The organism is Flagellimonas cixiensis, assembly GCF_042134615.1.
In the GTDB taxonomy this organism is placed as follows: Bacteria; Bacteroidota; Bacteroidia; order Flavobacteriales; family Flavobacteriaceae; genus Flagellimonas; species Flagellimonas cixiensis.
On sequence record NZ_CP169639.1, the window covers coordinates 176335 to 195109 of the forward strand.

The window sequence follows — 18775 nt, forward strand, 5'->3', positions numbered from 1 at the left end:
TCAATAGGTTACCAATTCCTCAATTTTCTTTGAAGCCAATTTTTGATAGTGTCGAAAGCGATTATCCACAAATCCCTGTGCTTCTTGAAGGTGTTCTGGATTGTTTCGCACAAAAGTATTGAACCGATCCTGCATTCCTAGATAGCTTTCAATGGGAATACTTGGTGGTTTCGAATCCAAAACAAAGGTATTTTCCATCCAATTTTCGTTGGGAATATTGCGATAGAGCAACCATTGACCAGAGGCCACAGCGGCCTTATGATATTTTGATGGTTGCTTCATATCCACTCCATGTTCCGGGCTATGGCAATAGGCAATGATCAATGAAGGCCCGTTATGTTGTTCCGCTTCCAAAAATGCCTTCAAGGTGTGCTGTTGATTCGCTCCCATGGCAACCGAAGCCACGTACACGTCAGGGTATTGCATGGCCATCTGCCCCAAATCTTTCTTATGTTTCAGTTGCCCTTTGGCAGCAAACTTTGCTTTGGCACCATATGGTGTTGCCTTGGATTTTTGACCTCCTGTATTGGAGTACACTTCATTGTCCAAAACCAATATATTGATGTTTTTTCCAGAAGCTAGTACATGATCTAGTCCGCCGTATCCAATATCATAGGCCCATCCGTCACCCCCAACAATCCAAACACTTTTTTTCACTAAACTGTCGACCATGGAAAGTAGTCTCTTGGCAATTGGGGAATGAATTTCTTTAAGTTTAGCCTTCAATTGGGCAACTCGGTTGCGTTGCAATGATATTTCTACTTCTGAATATTGATTGGCCGTCAAAATCTGCCCCACCAATTCATTACCAACATTATCACTCATGTTTTGAAGCAAATTCTTTGCCTGCTCTGCTTGCTGATCTAGTGACAATCGAAAACCCAAACCGAACTCTGCATTATCCTCAAACAAGGAATTAGACCATGCTGGACCTTGACCTTTTTCATTTTTACTCCAAGGTGTAGTGGGCAAGGCACCACCAAAAATAGAGCTTGCACCTGTGGCATTGGCCACTAACATGCGGTCACCGAATAATTGGGATAGTAATTTTATATATGGAGCTTCCCCACAACCATCGACACCCATTGGATATTTGAATAATGGCTCTTGCAATTGCTGTTGGGCAACATCTTGAACATTGATCAAGCTTCTGTCCAACTCTGGAATTTGCTCAAAAAAGTCCCAATTTTCATTACTTGTGTCCAAATACTGTTCCCTAGGTTGCATTTGCAAAGCGTTATCAGTGCAGGCATCCACACAATTTTCGCAAGCGGTACACTGGTCAGGATTAATTTGAATGGATAAATACTTCAAATCCATTTGTGGAAGGTCAAGATTTGCCTCTACCTCTTTCCATTGGTTCGGAGTTGAATCCTTTACTTCTTCATTGTAAACCTTCATTCTAAGGGCTCCTGATGGACAAGCCATACTGCAAGCCCCGCATTGAATGCAATTTTCAGTATTCCAAATGGGCAATATCCCCTCCACTTTTCTTTTGTTGAAAATGGAAGTTCCTGTTGGATACACCCCATCTGCAGGCAATTGGCTAACTGAAACCTGATGTCCGTTATTGGCCAATAGTTGACCCAACAAAGAATTGGAAAAGGTTTCGTCAAAAGCATTTTGGAGCTTGCACTCAAGAATTGTTGGCATTTCTACTTTTTGAATTTTCTCAACTAAGGTTTGACCAGAAATCAAGCTTTTAAAATCGGGTGTTAGCGCTAAAAAGCAATCCTGCAACAAGGTGTTTTCGAAGCTCGTTTCATTCGGGTTGACAATATAAAGTTGAACTCCCTTTTCAAACAATACTTTTTGAGTAGCTTGGGGCAGTTCTTTCCAAAACGCCGAGGAATCCAATTGGGATTGTACCAGAACAGTTCCGCCTTGCTTCACTCGTATTTGATTTCCTTCTTCCTTTAATAAGGTTATATCTTCGAAACCTAAAAATTGGGCTTCAGAAATTGTATAGGGTGCTTTAATGGGCTGTTGGGCCACCCGTAAATTGGTCACTGCTTTGGAATTTGATTTTTTATAATCGATTTCCATATATCCCTGAACAAATTGTTCATTGCCATCGCCCACATATTTCAGGAAACCATCAAAGTATTGCTGTGTTTTTCTCGATTTGGTTTCAAAGAAGAGTGCTTCTAACCCTTTAAACCGAGTTTTAAAATTGGAAATAGGAAGACTTAATTGGGTCACATCATCTTGTATTCCAACAGTGAATGGGGATTTTAAACTTCCTGTTTTTAGATCATCTACCATACTTTTTACCATGGATGGGTTAAACTCTTTGGAGGCCAATCCATATCTTCCGCCAAAAACTTTGGGCAATGATTTAAATTTCGTGGACTTGAAAACCGAATTCACCACATCCAAGTATAACGGCTCACCGTTGGAACCTGCTTCTTTTGTGCGGTCGAGGACTGCGATGGATGTACAGCTCGATGGGATACTCTGAAGCAACATATCGGCACTGAAAGGGCGGAACAACCGAACCTTTACGACGCCTATTTTTTCTCCGTTGGCATTTAAAACCTTAATGGTTTCTTCAATTGTCTGAGTGGACGATGCCATGGAAACGATTACCTGTTCTGCCTCTGGATGACCTACATATTCAAAAACTTTGTAGGAACGACCCGTCAAATGATAGAATTCATCCATTTTTTGCTGAACGATCCATGGACAATTGTTGTAATAAGGATTTACTGCTTCCCTACTTTGAAAGAAAACATCCGGACCTTGTGAGGTTCCAGAAATATGAGGGTTGTTTGGGTTTAAGCTTCTATTCTGATGTTCCTGAACCAAATTTGGTTTGATCATGGACTTGATCACATCATTGTTTACCTTTTCAATGGTGGAAACTTCATGGGAAGTTCTAAATCCATCGAAAAAGTGAAGAAAAGGTACTCGTGATTCTAACGTAGCCGCTTTGGCAATCAAAGCAAAATCCATGGCTTCTTGCACGGATGCGGAGGCCAAAAAAGCATATCCTGTATTTCTGGCGGACATGACATCGCTATGATCTCCGAAAACGGATAAAGCATGGGAAGCTATGGCCCTGGTAGCCACATGAATCACATTCGGGGTTAATTCCCCTGCAATTTTGTGCATATTGGGCAACATCAACAATAAGCCTTGTGATGCTGTAAAAGTGCTCGATAATGACCCCGTTTGGAGGGCTCCGTGCATAGCTCCCGCTACACCGGCCTCACTTTGCATTTCAAATGCGGTAGGTACATTACCGAATATATTTTTTTGATGATGAGCACTCCACTCCTCCACCAACTCTGCCATTTCAGAGGATGGTGTTATGGGATAAATGGGAAAAACCTCATTGGTCATATACGCGATATGAGCGACTGCCTGGTTGGCATTGACAATGATGTGCTCTTTGTTTTTCATGGGTTTTAACTAATGGATTGCATTAAAAAAGGCCACCTCGTGATTTAAGAACAAGGCGGCCTATGGATTTCAATTACTTTTCGAACTCGATGGTTACAGGTGTTGGTTTGGTCAACATATCGAACACGGGAGAGAATTGAGACAAGGCTCTCAACTGATCCTCGGAGGCATCGCTCTTTACTTTGAACTTTACAGTAATTCCGTTGAATCCCTTTCTTACTTCTGGGTCTAGTCCCAAAAAACCGTGAAGGTCAACATCTCCAGTCAATCTGGACTCCATACCTTCAATTTCGATACCGTTGGCAGCAGCATGGTAAGCCATAGCTCCAGTTAAACAAGAACCCAAAGCGTGCAATACGATCTCTGCAGGGTTTGGCGCTTGGTCTTTACCTAATAGCACTTCTACGTGGTCAGCCTCCAAAGTGAAATCACCTTCACGGGTTGGGTGCTCCTCACCTACACCGTAATAATCTTTGATACTGGTAACACAATGTCCACCATCGATCCAATTGTTTTTGGCTCTGAACTCAAAGTTTGCCAAAGATGGGTTTTCCTGAACTGCGTTGATAGTTCCTACTAACTGATCTACGTTTACTCCGTTTTTAATGTTTGCTGTTGTAATCATTGTTTTTTGTTTTTAAGATTAATTGATTAACATTTGCCTGAGTATAAGCATTTGCTGTGCCAAAAAACATAAAAACCTTATTATCAATAACTTAATTCGTTTTTATCGTATAAAAACATTAACGAAATATCGAATATTAACGAAATATCGTTAAATAAATTACGGAATATCGTAAATCACACTGGTCTAGCTATGCCAAGTGCCTTGATTTTTGAAGAAAGTGTGGTTGGGGGTATGCCAAGAAGTGCGGCCGCCCCTTTTTCGCCAGAAATTTTCCAATGGGTTTTTCTTAGTGCCTTTAAAATATTGTTACGCTCCAGTTGATTTAATTCTTCGGCGGTAAGAATATGGTCCAACTCAATTTCAACAGAAGTGCTTTTGGGAGCATCTGCATGCGGTATGATTTCTTCCCAATCAATAACACCATTTTTGGAAACGATTACAGCGCGTTCCACCAAATTTTGAAGTTCACGAACATTGCCCGGCCAAGGGTAATCCAATAATAACTTTTTTTGCTTGGCTGTAAGTGGATGAACAGGCCTGTTCATTTTAGTACTAAAACGCTTCACCATACTTTCAGCAATCAAGCAAACATCGTTGCCACGATTTCGTAAAGGAGGAACAATAATGGGAAACACATTGAGCCTGTAAAACAAATCCTCCCTGAATTTCCCTTCACTGGAAAGCTCCAATAAATTGCGATGGGTGGCAGCCACAATCCTTACATCTACCTTTTGTGTGATGGAACTGCCCACAGGGTCAAATTCCCCTTCCTGTATCACTCGTAAAAGTTTTGGCTGAAGATCCAGTGGAAGCTCCCCTATCTCATCCAAGAAAATAGTTCCCTTGTCTGCCAACAAAAAGCGTCCCTTTCTACTACTAGTGGCGCCTGTAAATGCCCCTTTCTCATGCCCAAATAGTTCACTTTCAATCAAATTGGCTGGAATTGCCCCACAGTTTACTCGAATCAGCGGCCCATCTTTTCGGTTACTGGCTTGGTGAATGGCCCTTGCCACCAACTCCTTTCCCGTTCCCGTTTCACCATAAACAAGTACTGTAGCCGTGGTATGTGCCACTTGCTGCACCATATCCAACACATTTTTCATAGAGTCATGCTGGGCAATAATGCCATGGTCTTCGGTAAGCTCTTTAATTTCTTCCTGTAAATATTCTGTTTTGTGCTGCAATGAGGAAATTTGATGTTCTGCCTTCAAGCGATCATCAATACTTCTTAATATAAGGGTATAAAATGCCTCTTCCCCTGAACCATAACTTCCCAAAGTACCTTCGTTCACCGTTTCTTTGCCTTGTGAACCGATTACCTTAATAGGTTTTGGCAGATACCGACTCATTTTGGTAGTACTCCCGTGCTCTTGAATCAAAGATTCAATCAAATCTCCACCTTCATCGTCAAAAAAATAGAGCACATTACGTTGCAGTACATCTTTGTTTTCCAAAATTTCCTTAGCTGAACCATTGGCCAAAATCACCCTAAAATTGGCATCGAACATAAGAATGGCATCCAATGCGCCATCTATTAAACCACTCATTTTGGCATGGGTCAATTCAATTTCCTTTTTAGAGGCCGCTAATTTTTCTTGTGTAATGTCGAGTTCGCGATTTCGTTTGATGAGTACCGACAAAATTCCAGTGACAAATCCCGGTTCGGTTTCAATCAGATGTTTAAAACTGGATGATGCAATCTTCAAAACCCTTGTTTCTTCCAAAGCCGTAACAGAAACCGACCTTGGATTGGAGTCGAGCAACGCATATTCACCAAAACATTCGCCTTGGGAAAGTGTTCCGAATTCATGGTCCTTATCATGAACTTTGACCTTACCCTTTAAAATAGCGTACATGCCATCACCCAATTCACCTTTTTCAATGATTCGGTGCTTATTTCCGTAAATCTGTTCTTCCGATTCTTTACATAATTGCAAAAGGGAAACCTTATCCACTTCCGAAAAAAAGGGAATCTCTTTCAAAAAATTCACTAAGTCAAGAAGTTGTGAATTGGACATGGTTAAAGATTGATCAACTAAATATAAAGATTTGACGCCAAAACCCTCCAATAGGTTGTTCTTTTTGCGCTTTAAAGGTTAAAAACGATGAAACAAAGCCTTGATAAACCATAGATTCAATTGATGGTTTTTAATACCTTTATTCCCTAAACTTATAGAGAATGACCATTACCCAATTGCAATACGTACTTGCAGTGGCTGAGCATAAAAACTTCACCCTTGCCGCTGAAAAAAGTTTTGTGACCCAGCCTACTTTAAGTATGCAGGTTCAAAAACTGGAAGACGAATTGGATGTTTTGATTTTTGACCGAAGCAAAAAACCCATTACCATTACCGAAGTTGGGAAGAAAATCGTGGCACAAGCTAAAAATATAGTGGCCGAGGCAGACCGTATCAAAGATATTGTAGATCAGGATAAAGGTTTTATCGGGGGTGATTACACTTTGGGAATCATTCCAACGGTGATGCCCACCTTGTTACCCATGTTCTTGAACACTTTTATTAAAAAATACCCGAAAGTGAACCTTATTATTAAGGAGCAGCCTACCAACACCTTGATTAAAAATATTCTGGATGGTCATTTGGATGCTGGTATTGCGGCAACACCATTGGAAATTGAGTTTATAAAAGAACGCCCCTTATATTATGAACCTTTTGTAGGGTACGTACCCGAAAATCACCGATTGGGTGCAGAAAAGGAGCTATCAACCAGTCATTTGGAGGTGAGCGATATTCTATTGCTTCAGGATGGGCATTGCTTTCGCGAGGGGGTAATTAACCTTTGTAAAAACACACAAAAACTAAATGGGGAGCATTTTAAGATTGAAAGTGGCAGTTTTGAGACTTTGGTAAGTTTGTCCGATGAGGGTATGGGGATGACCTTGCTTCCTTACTTGAACACTTTACATTTGGAGGAATCGAAAAAGAAAAACCTAAAAGCTTTTAAAAGTCCCCCTCCAGCAAGGGAAATTAGCCTTATTTACCATAAAAGTGAATTAAAAATACAGATAACGGATGCGTTGCGCGATGTGATTTCCAGCATAGTTCGTGGTGCCATCGCGTTTCAGGATGTGAACATTATTAGTCCTTTGTCCAAAAAATAAAAGAGCCGCTATAAGCGGCTCATGGTTTTTAAGATTTTAAGACTAATAATGTAGGTTGTAATTCTGGTTTGTCTAAAATGTAAAAATGTAACCAGATTTTAAGTTCCTCAACTTCACTTGGCAACAACGTTTTAATGGCTTTTTGAAGTTCCCGCGTGAAAAGTTTAACATCAAAACTCACCTTTTGGAGGATGGTTTTGGTGTAATCTAACATAGCTCTTGGCATAGTGTTTTATTTAAATTGGGAAATTGGTTGTGTTCTAAATTAGCAAAAAACCAGATTGATTGAATCAAAATCTTGTGAAAAAATAAATAAATTGTTGTTAAAATCGACGAACAACTTAAATGATTATAAATAATAAACCAAAATACAATAATCTAATTATCAGTTTATTAGTGTTTATTTTCACACTTACAAGCTGTGTTTCCATCAAAAAATCACTGAATTCCAAATTAGAGGACGAAAGCTTGAGCAACTCTTTTCACGGGCTTGTGGTCGTGGATGCCAAAACCCATAAAGATGTTTTTGACCATAATGGAGACAAGTATTTTACACCGGCCAGCAACACCAAGATTGTCACCCTATATTCAGCTATAAAGTTGCTTCCCAAAAACATCCCCACACTCACCTATGCAGTTCGGAATGACACTTTATTTATAAAAGGCACGGGGGATCCTTCTTGGCTGCACCCGCATTTATTGGACAGCACGGCCATACATTGGTTAGAAAATCAAAAAACTATCGCTATTTACACCAGTAACCACAACGAAGACCGTTTTGGTCCTGGATGGGCTTGGGAGGATTTTGATACCTACTTTTCACCAGAAAAAACCACACTGCCCCTTTATGGCAATGTAGTGACCATCTCTAATACCGATTCATTAGGATTGAAAGTAACACCTTCTTTATTTTCAGGTAAAATTGAAATACAAGAAGCAGCTTTTAAAAGAGATGAGCTGAACAATCATTTTTACATTGACCCCACTGAAAAGGATACCTTGGAAGTTCCTTTTATAACCAACGATAGCTTAACACAGCACTTATTGGCTTCCGTTTTAGAAAAGGATATTATAATGACAGACCACTTTCCTAATGGCGACCACCACACTTTATTTGGAATGGAAACCGATTCCATTTTAAAGATGATGTTGCTAAAAAGCGACAATTTTTTGGCAGAACAATTGTTGTTGACCGCTTCATCTACCCTTTCTGATACCTTGAGTACAAAGACCGCCATCAATTTTATGCTGGATAACCATCTAAGCGATTTGGAACAACAACCCCGATGGGTAGACGGTTCTGGGCTCTCCCGATACAATTTGTTCACTCCTCGTTCTTTTGTTCAGTTACTCCAAAAATTATATGTTGAAGTACCCGAAAAACGCCTTTTTAACCTCATGCCCATGTGGGGACCCCTCGGTACAGTAGAAACTTGGGAAGATGAAACTACAGAACCCTTCCTATTCGCCAAATCGGGTTCTGTCGGAAATAATTACAATTTGAGTGGATACATCAAAACCAAATCGGGCAAACTGCTCATATTTAGTTTTATGAACAATCATTTTAAAGTGCCATCGATAGAAATCCGTAGAAATATGTACGAAACCTTAAAAGGACTTTACGAGAACTATTGATTGAAAATTCCTTGAACTTGGGCATATTGCAAAAGCATAATGGTCTTAGCGTCTTTGATTTCGCCTGATTGAATCATATTTAATGCTACTTTGAAATCCATTTCCAGCACCTCGATATTTTCGGTTTCATCCTCTGCGCCTCCCCCCTCACTTATTTTCATGGCATCTTCATAAGCACCTATAAAAAAATGAAGTACTTCCGTAACCGAGCCCGGTGACATATATGCTTCGAATACTTTCTCTACCTTATCAATTTTGTATCCAGTCTCCTCTTCTACTTCCATTTTAATGGATTGTTCCGCATTTCCCTTTTCCAATAGTCCGGCACAGACCTCCACCATCATCCCATCTTCGTTACCATTTACATAGGTTGGCATTCGAAACTGTTTGGTAAGTACCACTTTTCCTTTTTTAATATTATAAAGTAGAATAGCAGCTCCATTGCCACGGTCGTAAGCTTCCCGCACCTGTTTTTCCCAAATCCCATCGTCACGCAGGTATTCAAAGCTTATTTTTTCAAGGGTGTACCAATTGTCGGAAAGCAGCTCACGCTGCATATTTCTGATTCTGTTACTATTCAAAATATAGAAGTTTGAAATAAATATAAAGGTTATCCAACGATATACCCGATTTACTCGAATCCCTTTTTGAGACCATCACAATTATAACGATATTTAGGGCATTAACTCAACCAAACCAAATAACATGCGTAAGCTTTTACTTCCCCTACTACTTTTGGCAATTTTAATCAGCTGTGAGAAAAAAACAGAAGATAAACTCCCTCGAATTGCGATTGCAGGATTGGGAATAGAATCTAGCACCTTTTCTCCTGCACTTACCCATGAAGAAGCTTTTCACCCCAGAATTGGCGACTCTATATTTACAAGATATCCATTTATGAATGTAGATTCGTCTTTGCGCAAACGCGCTGAATGGGTGCCTACTTTAGTAGGGAAATCATTGCCCGGAGGTACGGTTACCCGTGAAGCGTATGAATCGTTAGTCGGCAAAACACTTACCATGTTGGAGGAAAACATGCCTTACGATGGTCTTTTCTTTGATATTCATGGTGCCATGAGTGTCGTAGGATTGGATGACCCTGAAGGCGACCTTATCAAAAGAATACGTGAGGTGGTAGGTACCGATGTACTTATTTCCACTTCCATGGATTTACATGGCAATGTGTCCCAGCGATTGGCGCATCATTCCGATTTAATTACATGTTACCGCATGGCACCGCATGAAGATGCAATAGAATCTAAAAAACGTGCCGTTGAAAATTTGGTGACCCGCCTTGAAAATGGAAAAGGAAAACCTAAATACAAAGCTTGGGTTCCCGTACCTGTTCTTCTACCCGGAGAAAAAACAAGTACACGTGTGGAACCTGGGAAAAGTTTGTATGCTAAAGTTCCCGAAGTGGAGCAACAAGATGGTGTTATTGATGCGGCTATTTGGATTGGCTATGCTTGGGCCGACGAACCTCGAAATCATGCTGTGGTAGTAGTAACAGGTGATGATAAAGCACAAGTGACCCAAGGCGCGGAAAAATTAGCAGAAAGTTTTTGGGCCGTTCGCAACGAATTTGAGTTTGTAGCGCCCACAAAATCGTACGAAGAGGCCTTGGAGCTTGCCTTAGCAAGCGATAAAAAGCCTTTTATGTTGAGTGATATGGGCGATAACCCAACCGCTGGTGGTGCTGGGGATGTTACTTGGACCTTAACCGAACTTTTAAAAAGAGAAGAATTCCATGCTGCGAATGGAAAAACATTGATTTATGCCTCCATTCCCGGACCAAAACTGATTGAAGAAGCCATTAAAGTGGGTGTAGGCGGTGAAGTAAGCGCCCCCGTTGGCGCCGAAATTGATGATAGATATGCCCCTCCATTAATGCTTACTGGAAAAGTTACTGCCATAAAACATGGAGACATGCACGCCGAAACCGAGGTGGTGGTTGAGGTGGACAACGCCAGTGTAATCGTGACCAAGAAAAGAAAACCGTACCACAACAAATCTGATTTCACCAATTTAGGGCTTACCCCAAGTGAAACAGATATTATTGTGGTTAAGATTGGCTATTTGGTTCCTGAACTGTACAACATGCGTGGCGATTGGATCATGGCCTTAACCCCTGGTGGCGTGGACCAAGATTTGGAACGTTTGGGACATAAAAGAATCATTAGACCCATGTTTCCTTACGACAAAGACATGGAGCATCCCGACCTTTCGGCCAGATTGATTCCAGCTTCGGATGAAACAAATTAAACAGTAACCGCTTGATTTAGGTACTGACGAAAAGGCAACATTTCTTTGTAAACTTCAATGATTCTATCTTTAAAATCAGATTGAAGCACTTCGGATTTGCTCAATTGAAGCTCTACGGCAAAAGTCTTGTTGCGCAATAACGCAATATGGGGATGATCATTGGAAAACCCTTTGGGTGATGATACCAACTTTTCATCCTCATACAATCCTCCAAACATTTTTTTAAAAGAGGATTTATCAAGGATCGCCTGCAATTCTTCTCCATTATAATCAATGGCATCTCGGATGCTGCGAAGTGTTTTTGAATCTGGACGCCAGCGTCCACCTGCCAACAAACAGTGTTTTAGACCAATTTCAATATAAAAATCGGCAGAATTGGGTGCCTTGTCCAATCCCGCACCAAAATGATCCTTATAAATGGGTTTGTTGGGATGGAACATCAAATTATTATTGATGCGGTTGATGCCCTTTTTACCTGGTGTTGGGTAATAATCGTCATGCAGTTGCCCTACGGTCATGTCCAAATCATCCAACCAAAGGATAAAATCATTACGAAGGGATTTATACCATTTGCGGTTGGCATCCATCCATTCTTTAGTATTGTTTTGTTGTAATTCTTCCAGAAATTGGAACAGGTCGTTGAAATTCATACTTGCAAAAGAAATGAATTTTTTCAGATTTCAGTTCTCAGATTTTTAGAAGGTTGGATTTTTAGAGTTCGGCAATTGTCATTCCGCACCTGATGCGGAATCCATTTTTTGATGAGATGCTGAAACAAGTTCAGCATGACGTGTATCAATCATTTTTGAGCTGAGTCATTTTAATCATGGTTGAGTGAGAATAGATTCTACACTTCGTTCAGAATGACATTGAGCCTTGGCTCTCCCGACTACTGACTACTGACTACTGACTACTGACTACTGACTCCTAATTAAAGATTTTCCGATAGCACCTTCGACTACGCTCAGGTACCATCTCGAATTGACAGCTAAACAATAATTACCGACCACTAGAATCTATTATCCCCATCCAACAAATCACCAAGGCCACCTAAGATACTGCCTTCGCCCTTGTCTTTTCCGCCACCTCTTGGAGCAGCGGCCCAAACTCGGCTGGCCAATCTACTAAAGGGTAAGGACTGAATATAAACGGTTCCAGGACCACGAAGTGTAGCAAAGAAAAGTCCTTCCCCTCCAAATACGGAGTTTCGGATGCCACCGATAAATTCAATATTGTAATCTACGGTTTGGGAAAACCCAACAATACAACCTGTATCTACTTTTAAAACTTCACCGGGTGCCAATACCTTTTTCGCCATGGTTCCTCCTGCATGCACAAACGCCATTCCGTCACCCTCCAATTTTTGCATAATAAACCCTTCTCCGCCAAAAAAACCTCGTCCCAAGCGTTTTGAAAACTCAATTCCAACAGAAACACCTTTGGCGGCGCACAAAAAGGCATCTTTTTGACAGATGAACTTCCCTCCTTTTTCAGAAAGATCAATCGGAACAATTTTTCCCGGGTAAGGTGAAGCAAAGCTTACCTGCTTCTTTCCATGACCAATATTTAAAAAAGCGGTCATAAAAAGGCTCTCCCCTGTGAGCAATCGTTTCCCTGCAGAAAACAATTTGCCCAACACCCCTGTATCTTGGTTGGAACCGTCACCAAAAATGGTGTCCATTTTAATATCGGAATCCATCATCATAAAACTGCCTGCCTCGGCAACAACAGCTTCTTGTGGGTCCAGTTCTATTTCCACATATTGCATTTCTTCGCCGTAAATGTGGTAATCTATTTCGTGTGCATTCATATTAATTGTGATTTTTTCATATCCAGCTTGACTGGGCATCTGTTTTTTGATTTCAAGCTATAGGTAGAAAGAAGTTTAGTTTTGTTACAACTTAAGTTGTTCTTTGGCAATTTCCGCAAGTTCATCAGGCCTTTGGGTACCGATCAAACACTTTGAACCATTTGTAAAGGTAATCTCCAAACCCTTATTGCCTTTCACATTATATACGGTGCCGTGTTTAAAACTCAAGCGAATACCATAACCAACAAAACCATATTTAACTATTTCCGCAGCTTGAACATCTTTCCAATAAATGGTTCTTCGGTAAAATACGAGATGCTTAATCCTAATTTTCTCCTTATCAATTTGAACGGTTAAACTGGCATACTTAAAGAAAATGAGCGTTAACAACACCACGATTAGAATCACAAAAAAGCCATCGGGTAGTGTTATTGAAAAAGATCTATTCCCCGAATCAATTGTGTTTTCTGCAGCATGGTTCCAATCAAAACTGGAAAAAATCACAAACAACGGGAGGCACAACAACAAAAAAAGCCACCATTGCGTAAACTTTTGCTTTTCCTCAAATAGAATTTTATGATTCATTAGTAACCTTTAGTTCCATCTTTTACCTTTTATCCAAAACCATTAACCTTTTCACCCTTTACCCATAACCATTACCATGACCCTTTTACCTTCACGGTCCACTCAAAATGAAAAGTAGAGACCTCCACCCCATCTTTGTTTACGCCCACCGATTTCATCCAACAAGTTTGTCCCTCGCCTGTTTCCACCGTTTTTTGAATCGCAGCTGCAATTTGTTCACCATCTTCACAGGTAAAAGTGATTCTACCCGTCGCTTTTTTGGTAAAAGTAGCTTTGTTGTTCGCCACGAGCATGGACACTTTTTTACCACTTTTTTGGATTTCGTTCATCACCAATGCTCCTGTGCTCAACTCAGCCGCCATGCCTTGAACGGCCCAAAACATGGATTTAAATGGATTTTGATTCACCCAGCGATGCTTAACCGAAGTAATTGCCTTTTGTTCATCTATATAAGTTAATCGAACACCCGTCCACCACGCAGATGGTAGTTTTAAAAATGTAAATGTGTTGATTTTACTGGGAGTCAGTGCCATATCATTTGTTTAATTGGCTTAAAAATAGGTAAAATGAATCACACTATAATTGTTAAAATTATGTTAATATATGGTACTTTGTTTTGCATAGTACTGTCTTTTGGATATATATTTGCATGGTAAGCTAATAGGTTAACCCTTTTTACAACTAAAATTCATCAATCAAAAATGGAATCGACTTTAACCAAACACGAAAGAAATTTATCCGCGATCATACACGCGTCCACCTTCTCGAAGTATTTTATACCCTTCGGAAATTTTATACTTCCACTGATCTTGTGGACCGCCAACAAAAAGGAACATGCCTTTGTGGATTATAATGGTAAACAAGCCTTGAACTTTCAAATTAGCATGTTGTTATACTCTATTATTGCAGGTTTAATTTCCATTCCCTTTTTTATTGGGTTTTGGCCAGATTTGTTCGATTGGGACCTCTTTGGTTTTCATCGATTGAGCAACTTGAACAATTTGAACATCCACATTGACAGTGACGACTTTAGATTTGGGCGTTTGTTCTGGCCCGTTGGTATTTCGGGGATATTTCAAGTAGGATTGGCCGTTGTGAACATTGTTTTTACCATTTTGGCTACCATTAGAACCAACGAAGGAGAATATTTTAAATATCCATTCACAATTAAATTCATTAAATAATGAAGCAATTTGTTCACATATTTGGATTATTCGCATTCCTATTGTCTTTCACTGTGCAAGTGCAAGCGCAAGAACCAGCATCATCAGAACTTTATTTAACCCTTAAATCTAAGGATAGCTTGTTGTTCGATGCTGCTTTTAACCGCTGTGATATTGAAACCATGGAGACATTGTTCACTGAAGATTTTGAATTCTATCATGATAAAGGTGGTTTTACAGAAGGGAGATCGGAATTTTTAAAACCCACACGAGAAGATTGTGCTAAAAGAGACCCATCGGCACCACAAAATTCCAAAAGAATATTGATCGATGGAAGCCTTGAGGTATATCCGCTTAAAAAAGATGGGGCTATTTATGGCGCAATTCAACACGGTATACACAGGTTTGAATTTTTAAACGACAAGAATGAATACCAAAAAGGAGATGTTGCGAAATTCACCCATGTTTGGATGTTGGTTGATGGAACATGGAAAATAAAACGAGAATTGAGCTATGATCACCATTTAATGGTTGACGGCAAAACAATCGAGGTAATTTCAGTAGCAGATTCTGTTTTGAACAAGTACGAAGGAAATTATAGTTCGCCCCAAGTAGGTAGCGTACAAATCAAAAAAGAAAGTGGGACATTATTACTTATAACGGAAAAAATGCAAGCGACCCTCTATCCTAAATCAGAAGATACATTCTTTATGAAAGAAAGACCGGTTCTGTTCAAGTTTGTAGCGTCAGAAAGTGGGAACATTGTTAAAATGCAGATTATAGAGGACAATACCGTTGTGGACGAGGCCAAAAGAGAATAAGAATTAATCATTAAATAATTTATTAGGAGCCTAATCACCTCCGCAACCAATATCAATCAAAAACATAGTTTAATCACATGCCCTGAGCGTAGTCGAAGGGTCAATCAAAAAAACAGGAGTTTAAACATCAATCAAAAAACGAAAAGCATCAATCATCATCAATCAAAAAACCGCTTCCACTCCCCTGCCCAATTCAGGGGAATGGAGTGGAGGCGAAACCAAACTAAGTTTGGTGCATCAAAAACGAACAGTTAATTTAATAGAACCATGAAATTATGAACATAGAAAACACAAAAGCACAAATGCGCAAGGGGGTTCTAGAGTACTGTATCTTGTCCATTCTTAGGGATGACGACAAGTATGCCTCTGAAATTCTGGGAGCCTTAAAGGACGCAAAGATGTTAGTAGTGGAAGGTACCATATACCCATTGCTCACAAGGCTAAAGAATGCCGGATTGCTCAACTACCGTTGGGAAGAATCCACCTCTGGGCCTCCACGCAAATATTATGCGTTGACCGAAACAGGCCGTTTGTTCCTAAAAGAACTCAACGGCACTTGGGATGAACTTAGAAATGCAGTTAATCTGGTAACCAACACAAAATAGAATCAAAAAATGAACAAGACAGTAAATATAAATTTAGCCAATACGCTCTTCCACATAGACGACGACGCGTATAATAAGCTGAGACGGTACCTCGAGTCCATAAAAAGGTCCTTTGCAGGTACAGCGGGCAGCGACGAGATCATTGCCGATATCGAGGCACGGATTGCCGAGCTTTTCCTTGAAAAAATGGAGAACGAGCGCCAAGTGATCACCCATAAAGAAGTAGATCAAGTGATCAACGTAATGGGACAGCCCGAAGATTATATGGTAGATGAGGATATTTTTGAGGACGAACCAAAAAAATCCCACACCCAAAGCAGCGCTCCAAAAGGCAAAAAACTATACCGAGATATTGATCATAAATATATTGGAGGTGTTTGTGCCGGACTGGAACACTATTTAGGTATAGACGCACTTTGGATTCGATTGATTTTTATCCTATTGGCCGTATTTACCAGTGGTTTTGGACTGATTGCCTACATTCTACTTTGGATTTTGGTGCCCGAAGCCATTACCACCTCGCAAAAATTGGACATGCGGGGAGAGCCTATCAACATCAGCAATATAGAACGCAAGGTTAAAGAGGGGTTTGATGATGTTGCAGACAAGGTTAAAAGTGTTGACTACGATAAAGTGGGCGACAAGGTAAAAAGCAGCTCCAAGACCTTTTTTGATACCATCGGGGACATTATCATGTTTCTTTTCAAGATATTCGGCAAGTTCATTGGCATACTATTGATCATTATTGGTGCGGCCACTTTGGTGGGATTGTTCTTTGCACTGTTCACTGTAGGTCTGTTCGATGCCGTACATTTTCCTGGTGTGGATTTCTATGAAATTGTAAACACCACAGGAGCACCCGTTTGGTTGGTTTCCATTCTGTTGTTCTTTGCGGTCGGTATACCATTCTTCTTTCTCCTGTATTTAGGTTTGAAGATTTTGGTGACCAACCTTAAATCTATCGGAAACATTGCCAAATTTTCCTTATTGGGACTCTGGCTGATCTCTGTAGGACTGTTGATTGCCTTTGGGGTCCGTCAGGCAGCCGAGTTTTCCAATACGGGAAGTGTACACGAGAAAAACCAAATGGCCCTTCAAAACCCAACGGACACTTTGGTCATTAAAATGAAGGAAAACGGATATATATATAGCAGGGAGGATGTTCATTTTGGAAGAATGACCTTTACCTATGATGAAAACGACCAACGAATCTTGATTTCTGATGAAGTAGAAATCAAAATGAGAAAGTCGGAAGACAGCTTGGTGAACATTACCGTTCGTAAAGATGCCAACGGTAGCACTTCCTTGGCTGCTCGCGATAGGGCCAAAAATATTGAATATGGTTATGAGGTTTCAGGCAATGAAATCATTTTGGACGAGTATTTGACAACAGATACCTCCAACAAGGCCAGACACCAAGAAGTGACCACCACCATTTACATTCCAGAAGGTACCGTAGTCCGCTTTGAGGAATCAACCAGAGGACATATTGGCCGTGGCATCAGCAACGACCAAGATTACTACCGAAGCAGTATTATCGGTCATTTTTGGAAAATGGATATGGACGGTGAGTTGAAATGTCTGGATTGCCCAGAAAACAATGCTGATGATGAAGAGGCTCATGGCAAGAACAAGATCATCATCAATGAAGATGGAATCGACATAGACATTAAGGACGAATCCGATTCCTTTCAAATGAAAATTAATGAAGATGGTATAAAGGTAAAAGCGAAAGACTAATTACAGTTGAGTAATGGAATTCATCAATTCGGTCGCTTTTTATACCATAAACTAATATAGAAACAGACATTTACACTGAATTTCAGTTGAGCATCAATCAAAAAACAACAAAATCAATCTAAAACAAACGCCCAGCAAAGCGGAGAAGAAATCCAGACGAGCTGAGCTTTAAAAAACAACAATCATGACAACACTAGCAAGATTAGCCATCGCTGTACTTTTATCCCTATTTGCCTCCTCATGTATGATGGATATGAACTTTGGCAACGGCAAAACCGGTAACGGACAAATAGTGGAAGAAACCCGAAACATAGATGAAAACTTTACCATTGTTTCGGCATCGGAAGGTATCGATGTATTTGTGACCCAAGGGTCGGAATACAAAATTTCTATAGAGGCCGATGAAAACATTATCGACCTTATCGGAACGGATGTAAGAGACGGCAGGTTAAAAATTCATGCCATTGAAAACATTGGCAGAGCCACCAAGAACGTTTATGTAACCCTTCCTGAAATTTCCGCATTGGAAAGTTCAAGTGGAGCCGATTTAATTGCTCAAAACGTGGTAGAGTCTGAAAGAATAGAACTGGATGCCAGTAGTGGTGCCGACCTTCAGGTGGAGCTTGTTGCCGGAGAAGTTTCTGCAGATTGCAGCAGTGGAGCCGACATTAGGGTTTCGGGAAAAGCTGATATGCTTTATGCCGATGCCAGTAGTGGTTCCGACATTAAGGCCAGCGATTTGGTGGTAAAAAGATGTAATGCCGATGCCAGTAGTGGAGCAGATATTTCCGTAAATGTTTCGGAATCGTTAGTGGCCGATGCCAGCAGCGGAGCCGATATTAGATACTCTGGAGACCCAAGTGTACAAACCAAAAAATCGGTTTCCGGAAGTGTGAGCAAATATTAATCCAATTCCCTTTAATATGCAATGGCCCGCTGAATTTTCAGTGGGCTTTTGTCTTTAATATGTTTACCCGAAATTCTATCTTAGCAGGATTCA

Annotated in this window: 16 protein-coding genes and 1 pseudogene; 8 read left to right on the plus strand and 9 right to left on the minus strand. The window is 40.4% G+C overall.

What is annotated here, in order from left to right; translation table 11 throughout:
- The 3 genes and pseudogenes from ABT310_RS00790 to ABT310_RS00800 all read right to left on the minus strand — a co-directional run.
- Positions 1-3405, minus strand: coding sequence for a 4Fe-4S binding protein (locus ABT310_RS00790; protein ID WP_375324870.1), 3405 nt, complete (start codon positions 3403-3405; stop codon positions 1-3).
- A gap of 73 nt (positions 3406-3478) precedes the next feature.
- Complete coding sequence (locus ABT310_RS00795) at positions 3479-4030, minus strand: OsmC family protein (protein ID WP_375324871.1); 552 nt, start codon at positions 4028-4030, stop codon at positions 3479-3481.
- A 212-nt stretch (positions 4031-4242) separates the two neighbouring features.
- A pseudogene (locus tag ABT310_RS00800) lies at positions 4243-6051 on the minus strand (sigma 54-interacting transcriptional regulator); the annotation flags it as partial.
- A gap of 161 nt (positions 6052-6212) precedes the next feature.
- On the opposite strand from ABT310_RS00800, the gene ABT310_RS00805 reads away from it, so the two are divergent.
- Entirely contained in the window at positions 6213-7154 is a 942-nt protein-coding gene (locus ABT310_RS00805) for a LysR substrate-binding domain-containing protein (RefSeq protein ID WP_375324872.1), read from the plus strand.
- Between the two features lie 28 nt (positions 7155-7182).
- On the opposite strand, the gene ABT310_RS00810 is transcribed toward ABT310_RS00805, so the two are convergent.
- Positions 7183-7380 carry a hypothetical protein gene (locus ABT310_RS00810; protein WP_285653588.1) on the minus strand — a complete coding sequence of 66 codons (198 nt, stop codon included), beginning with the start codon at positions 7378-7380 and terminating at the stop codon, positions 7183-7185.
- Positions 7381-7499: 119 nt separating this feature from the next.
- On the opposite strand from ABT310_RS00810, the gene ABT310_RS00815 reads away from it, so the two are divergent.
- On the plus strand, positions 7500-8789 hold the full coding sequence (locus tag ABT310_RS00815; RefSeq protein WP_375324873.1) for a D-alanyl-D-alanine carboxypeptidase/D-alanyl-D-alanine-endopeptidase: 1290 nt from the start codon (positions 7500-7502) through the stop codon (positions 8787-8789).
- Here the strand turns inward: ABT310_RS00815 and ABT310_RS00820 are convergent.
- Positions 8783-9370: an NUDIX domain-containing protein gene (locus ABT310_RS00820; RefSeq protein ID WP_375324874.1), complete on the minus strand. Its 588-nt coding sequence runs from the start codon at positions 9368-9370 to the stop codon at positions 8783-8785. The genes ABT310_RS00815 and ABT310_RS00820 overlap by 7 nt on opposite strands.
- Positions 9371-9494: 124 nt before the next feature.
- Between ABT310_RS00820 and ABT310_RS00825 the strand changes: the two genes are divergently transcribed.
- Positions 9495-11051 (plus strand): M81 family metallopeptidase, encoded by a 1557-nt coding sequence (locus ABT310_RS00825; protein ID WP_375324875.1) that lies wholly within the window; start codon positions 9495-9497, stop codon positions 11049-11051.
- Here the strand turns inward: ABT310_RS00825 and ABT310_RS00830 are convergent.
- From ABT310_RS00830 to ABT310_RS00845, 4 genes are all read right to left on the minus strand, one after another.
- Positions 11048-11701, minus strand: coding sequence for a DUF2461 domain-containing protein (locus ABT310_RS00830; protein WP_375324876.1), 654 nt, complete (start codon positions 11699-11701; stop codon positions 11048-11050). The two genes, ABT310_RS00825 and ABT310_RS00830, sit on opposite strands and share 4 nt — an antisense overlap.
- A 359-nt stretch (positions 11702-12060) precedes the next feature.
- Positions 12061-12861 (minus strand): TIGR00266 family protein, encoded by an 801-nt coding sequence (locus ABT310_RS00835; RefSeq protein WP_375324877.1) that lies wholly within the window; start codon positions 12859-12861, stop codon positions 12061-12063.
- 84 nt (positions 12862-12945) lie between these two features.
- Complete coding sequence (locus tag ABT310_RS00840) at positions 12946-13446, minus strand: hypothetical protein (protein WP_375324878.1); 501 nt, start codon at positions 13444-13446, stop codon at positions 12946-12948.
- A 71-nt stretch (positions 13447-13517) separates the two neighbouring features.
- Entirely contained in the window at positions 13518-13979 is a 462-nt protein-coding gene (locus ABT310_RS00845; protein ID WP_375324879.1) for a DUF4442 domain-containing protein, read from the minus strand.
- Between the two features lie 168 nt (positions 13980-14147).
- Here ABT310_RS00845 and ABT310_RS00850 point away from each other — a divergent pair, with 168 nt between their 5' ends.
- The 5 genes from ABT310_RS00850 to ABT310_RS00870 all read left to right on the plus strand — a co-directional run bounded on the left by ABT310_RS00850 (position 14148) and on the right by ABT310_RS00870 (position 18682).
- Positions 14148-14630 carry a DUF4870 domain-containing protein gene (locus ABT310_RS00850; protein WP_375324880.1) on the plus strand — a complete coding sequence of 161 codons (483 nt, stop codon included), beginning with the start codon at positions 14148-14150 and terminating at the stop codon, positions 14628-14630.
- Positions 14630-15430: a nuclear transport factor 2 family protein gene (locus ABT310_RS00855; RefSeq protein WP_375324881.1), complete on the plus strand. Its 801-nt coding sequence runs from the start codon at positions 14630-14632 to the stop codon at positions 15428-15430. The genes ABT310_RS00850 and ABT310_RS00855 overlap by 1 nt, the downstream gene beginning before the upstream one ends.
- Before the next feature lie 275 nt (positions 15431-15705).
- Positions 15706-16035, plus strand: coding sequence for a PadR family transcriptional regulator (locus ABT310_RS00860; protein ID WP_375324882.1), 330 nt, complete (start codon positions 15706-15708; stop codon positions 16033-16035).
- A 9-nt stretch (positions 16036-16044) separates the two neighbouring features.
- Positions 16045-17775 (plus strand): PspC domain-containing protein, encoded by a 1731-nt coding sequence (locus tag ABT310_RS00865; protein ID WP_375324883.1) that lies wholly within the window; start codon positions 16045-16047, stop codon positions 17773-17775.
- Between the two features lie 184 nt (positions 17776-17959).
- Entirely contained in the window at positions 17960-18682 is a 723-nt protein-coding gene (locus ABT310_RS00870; RefSeq protein ID WP_375324884.1) for a head GIN domain-containing protein, read from the plus strand.
- The last annotated feature ends 93 nt before the right edge of the window (positions 18683-18775 follow it).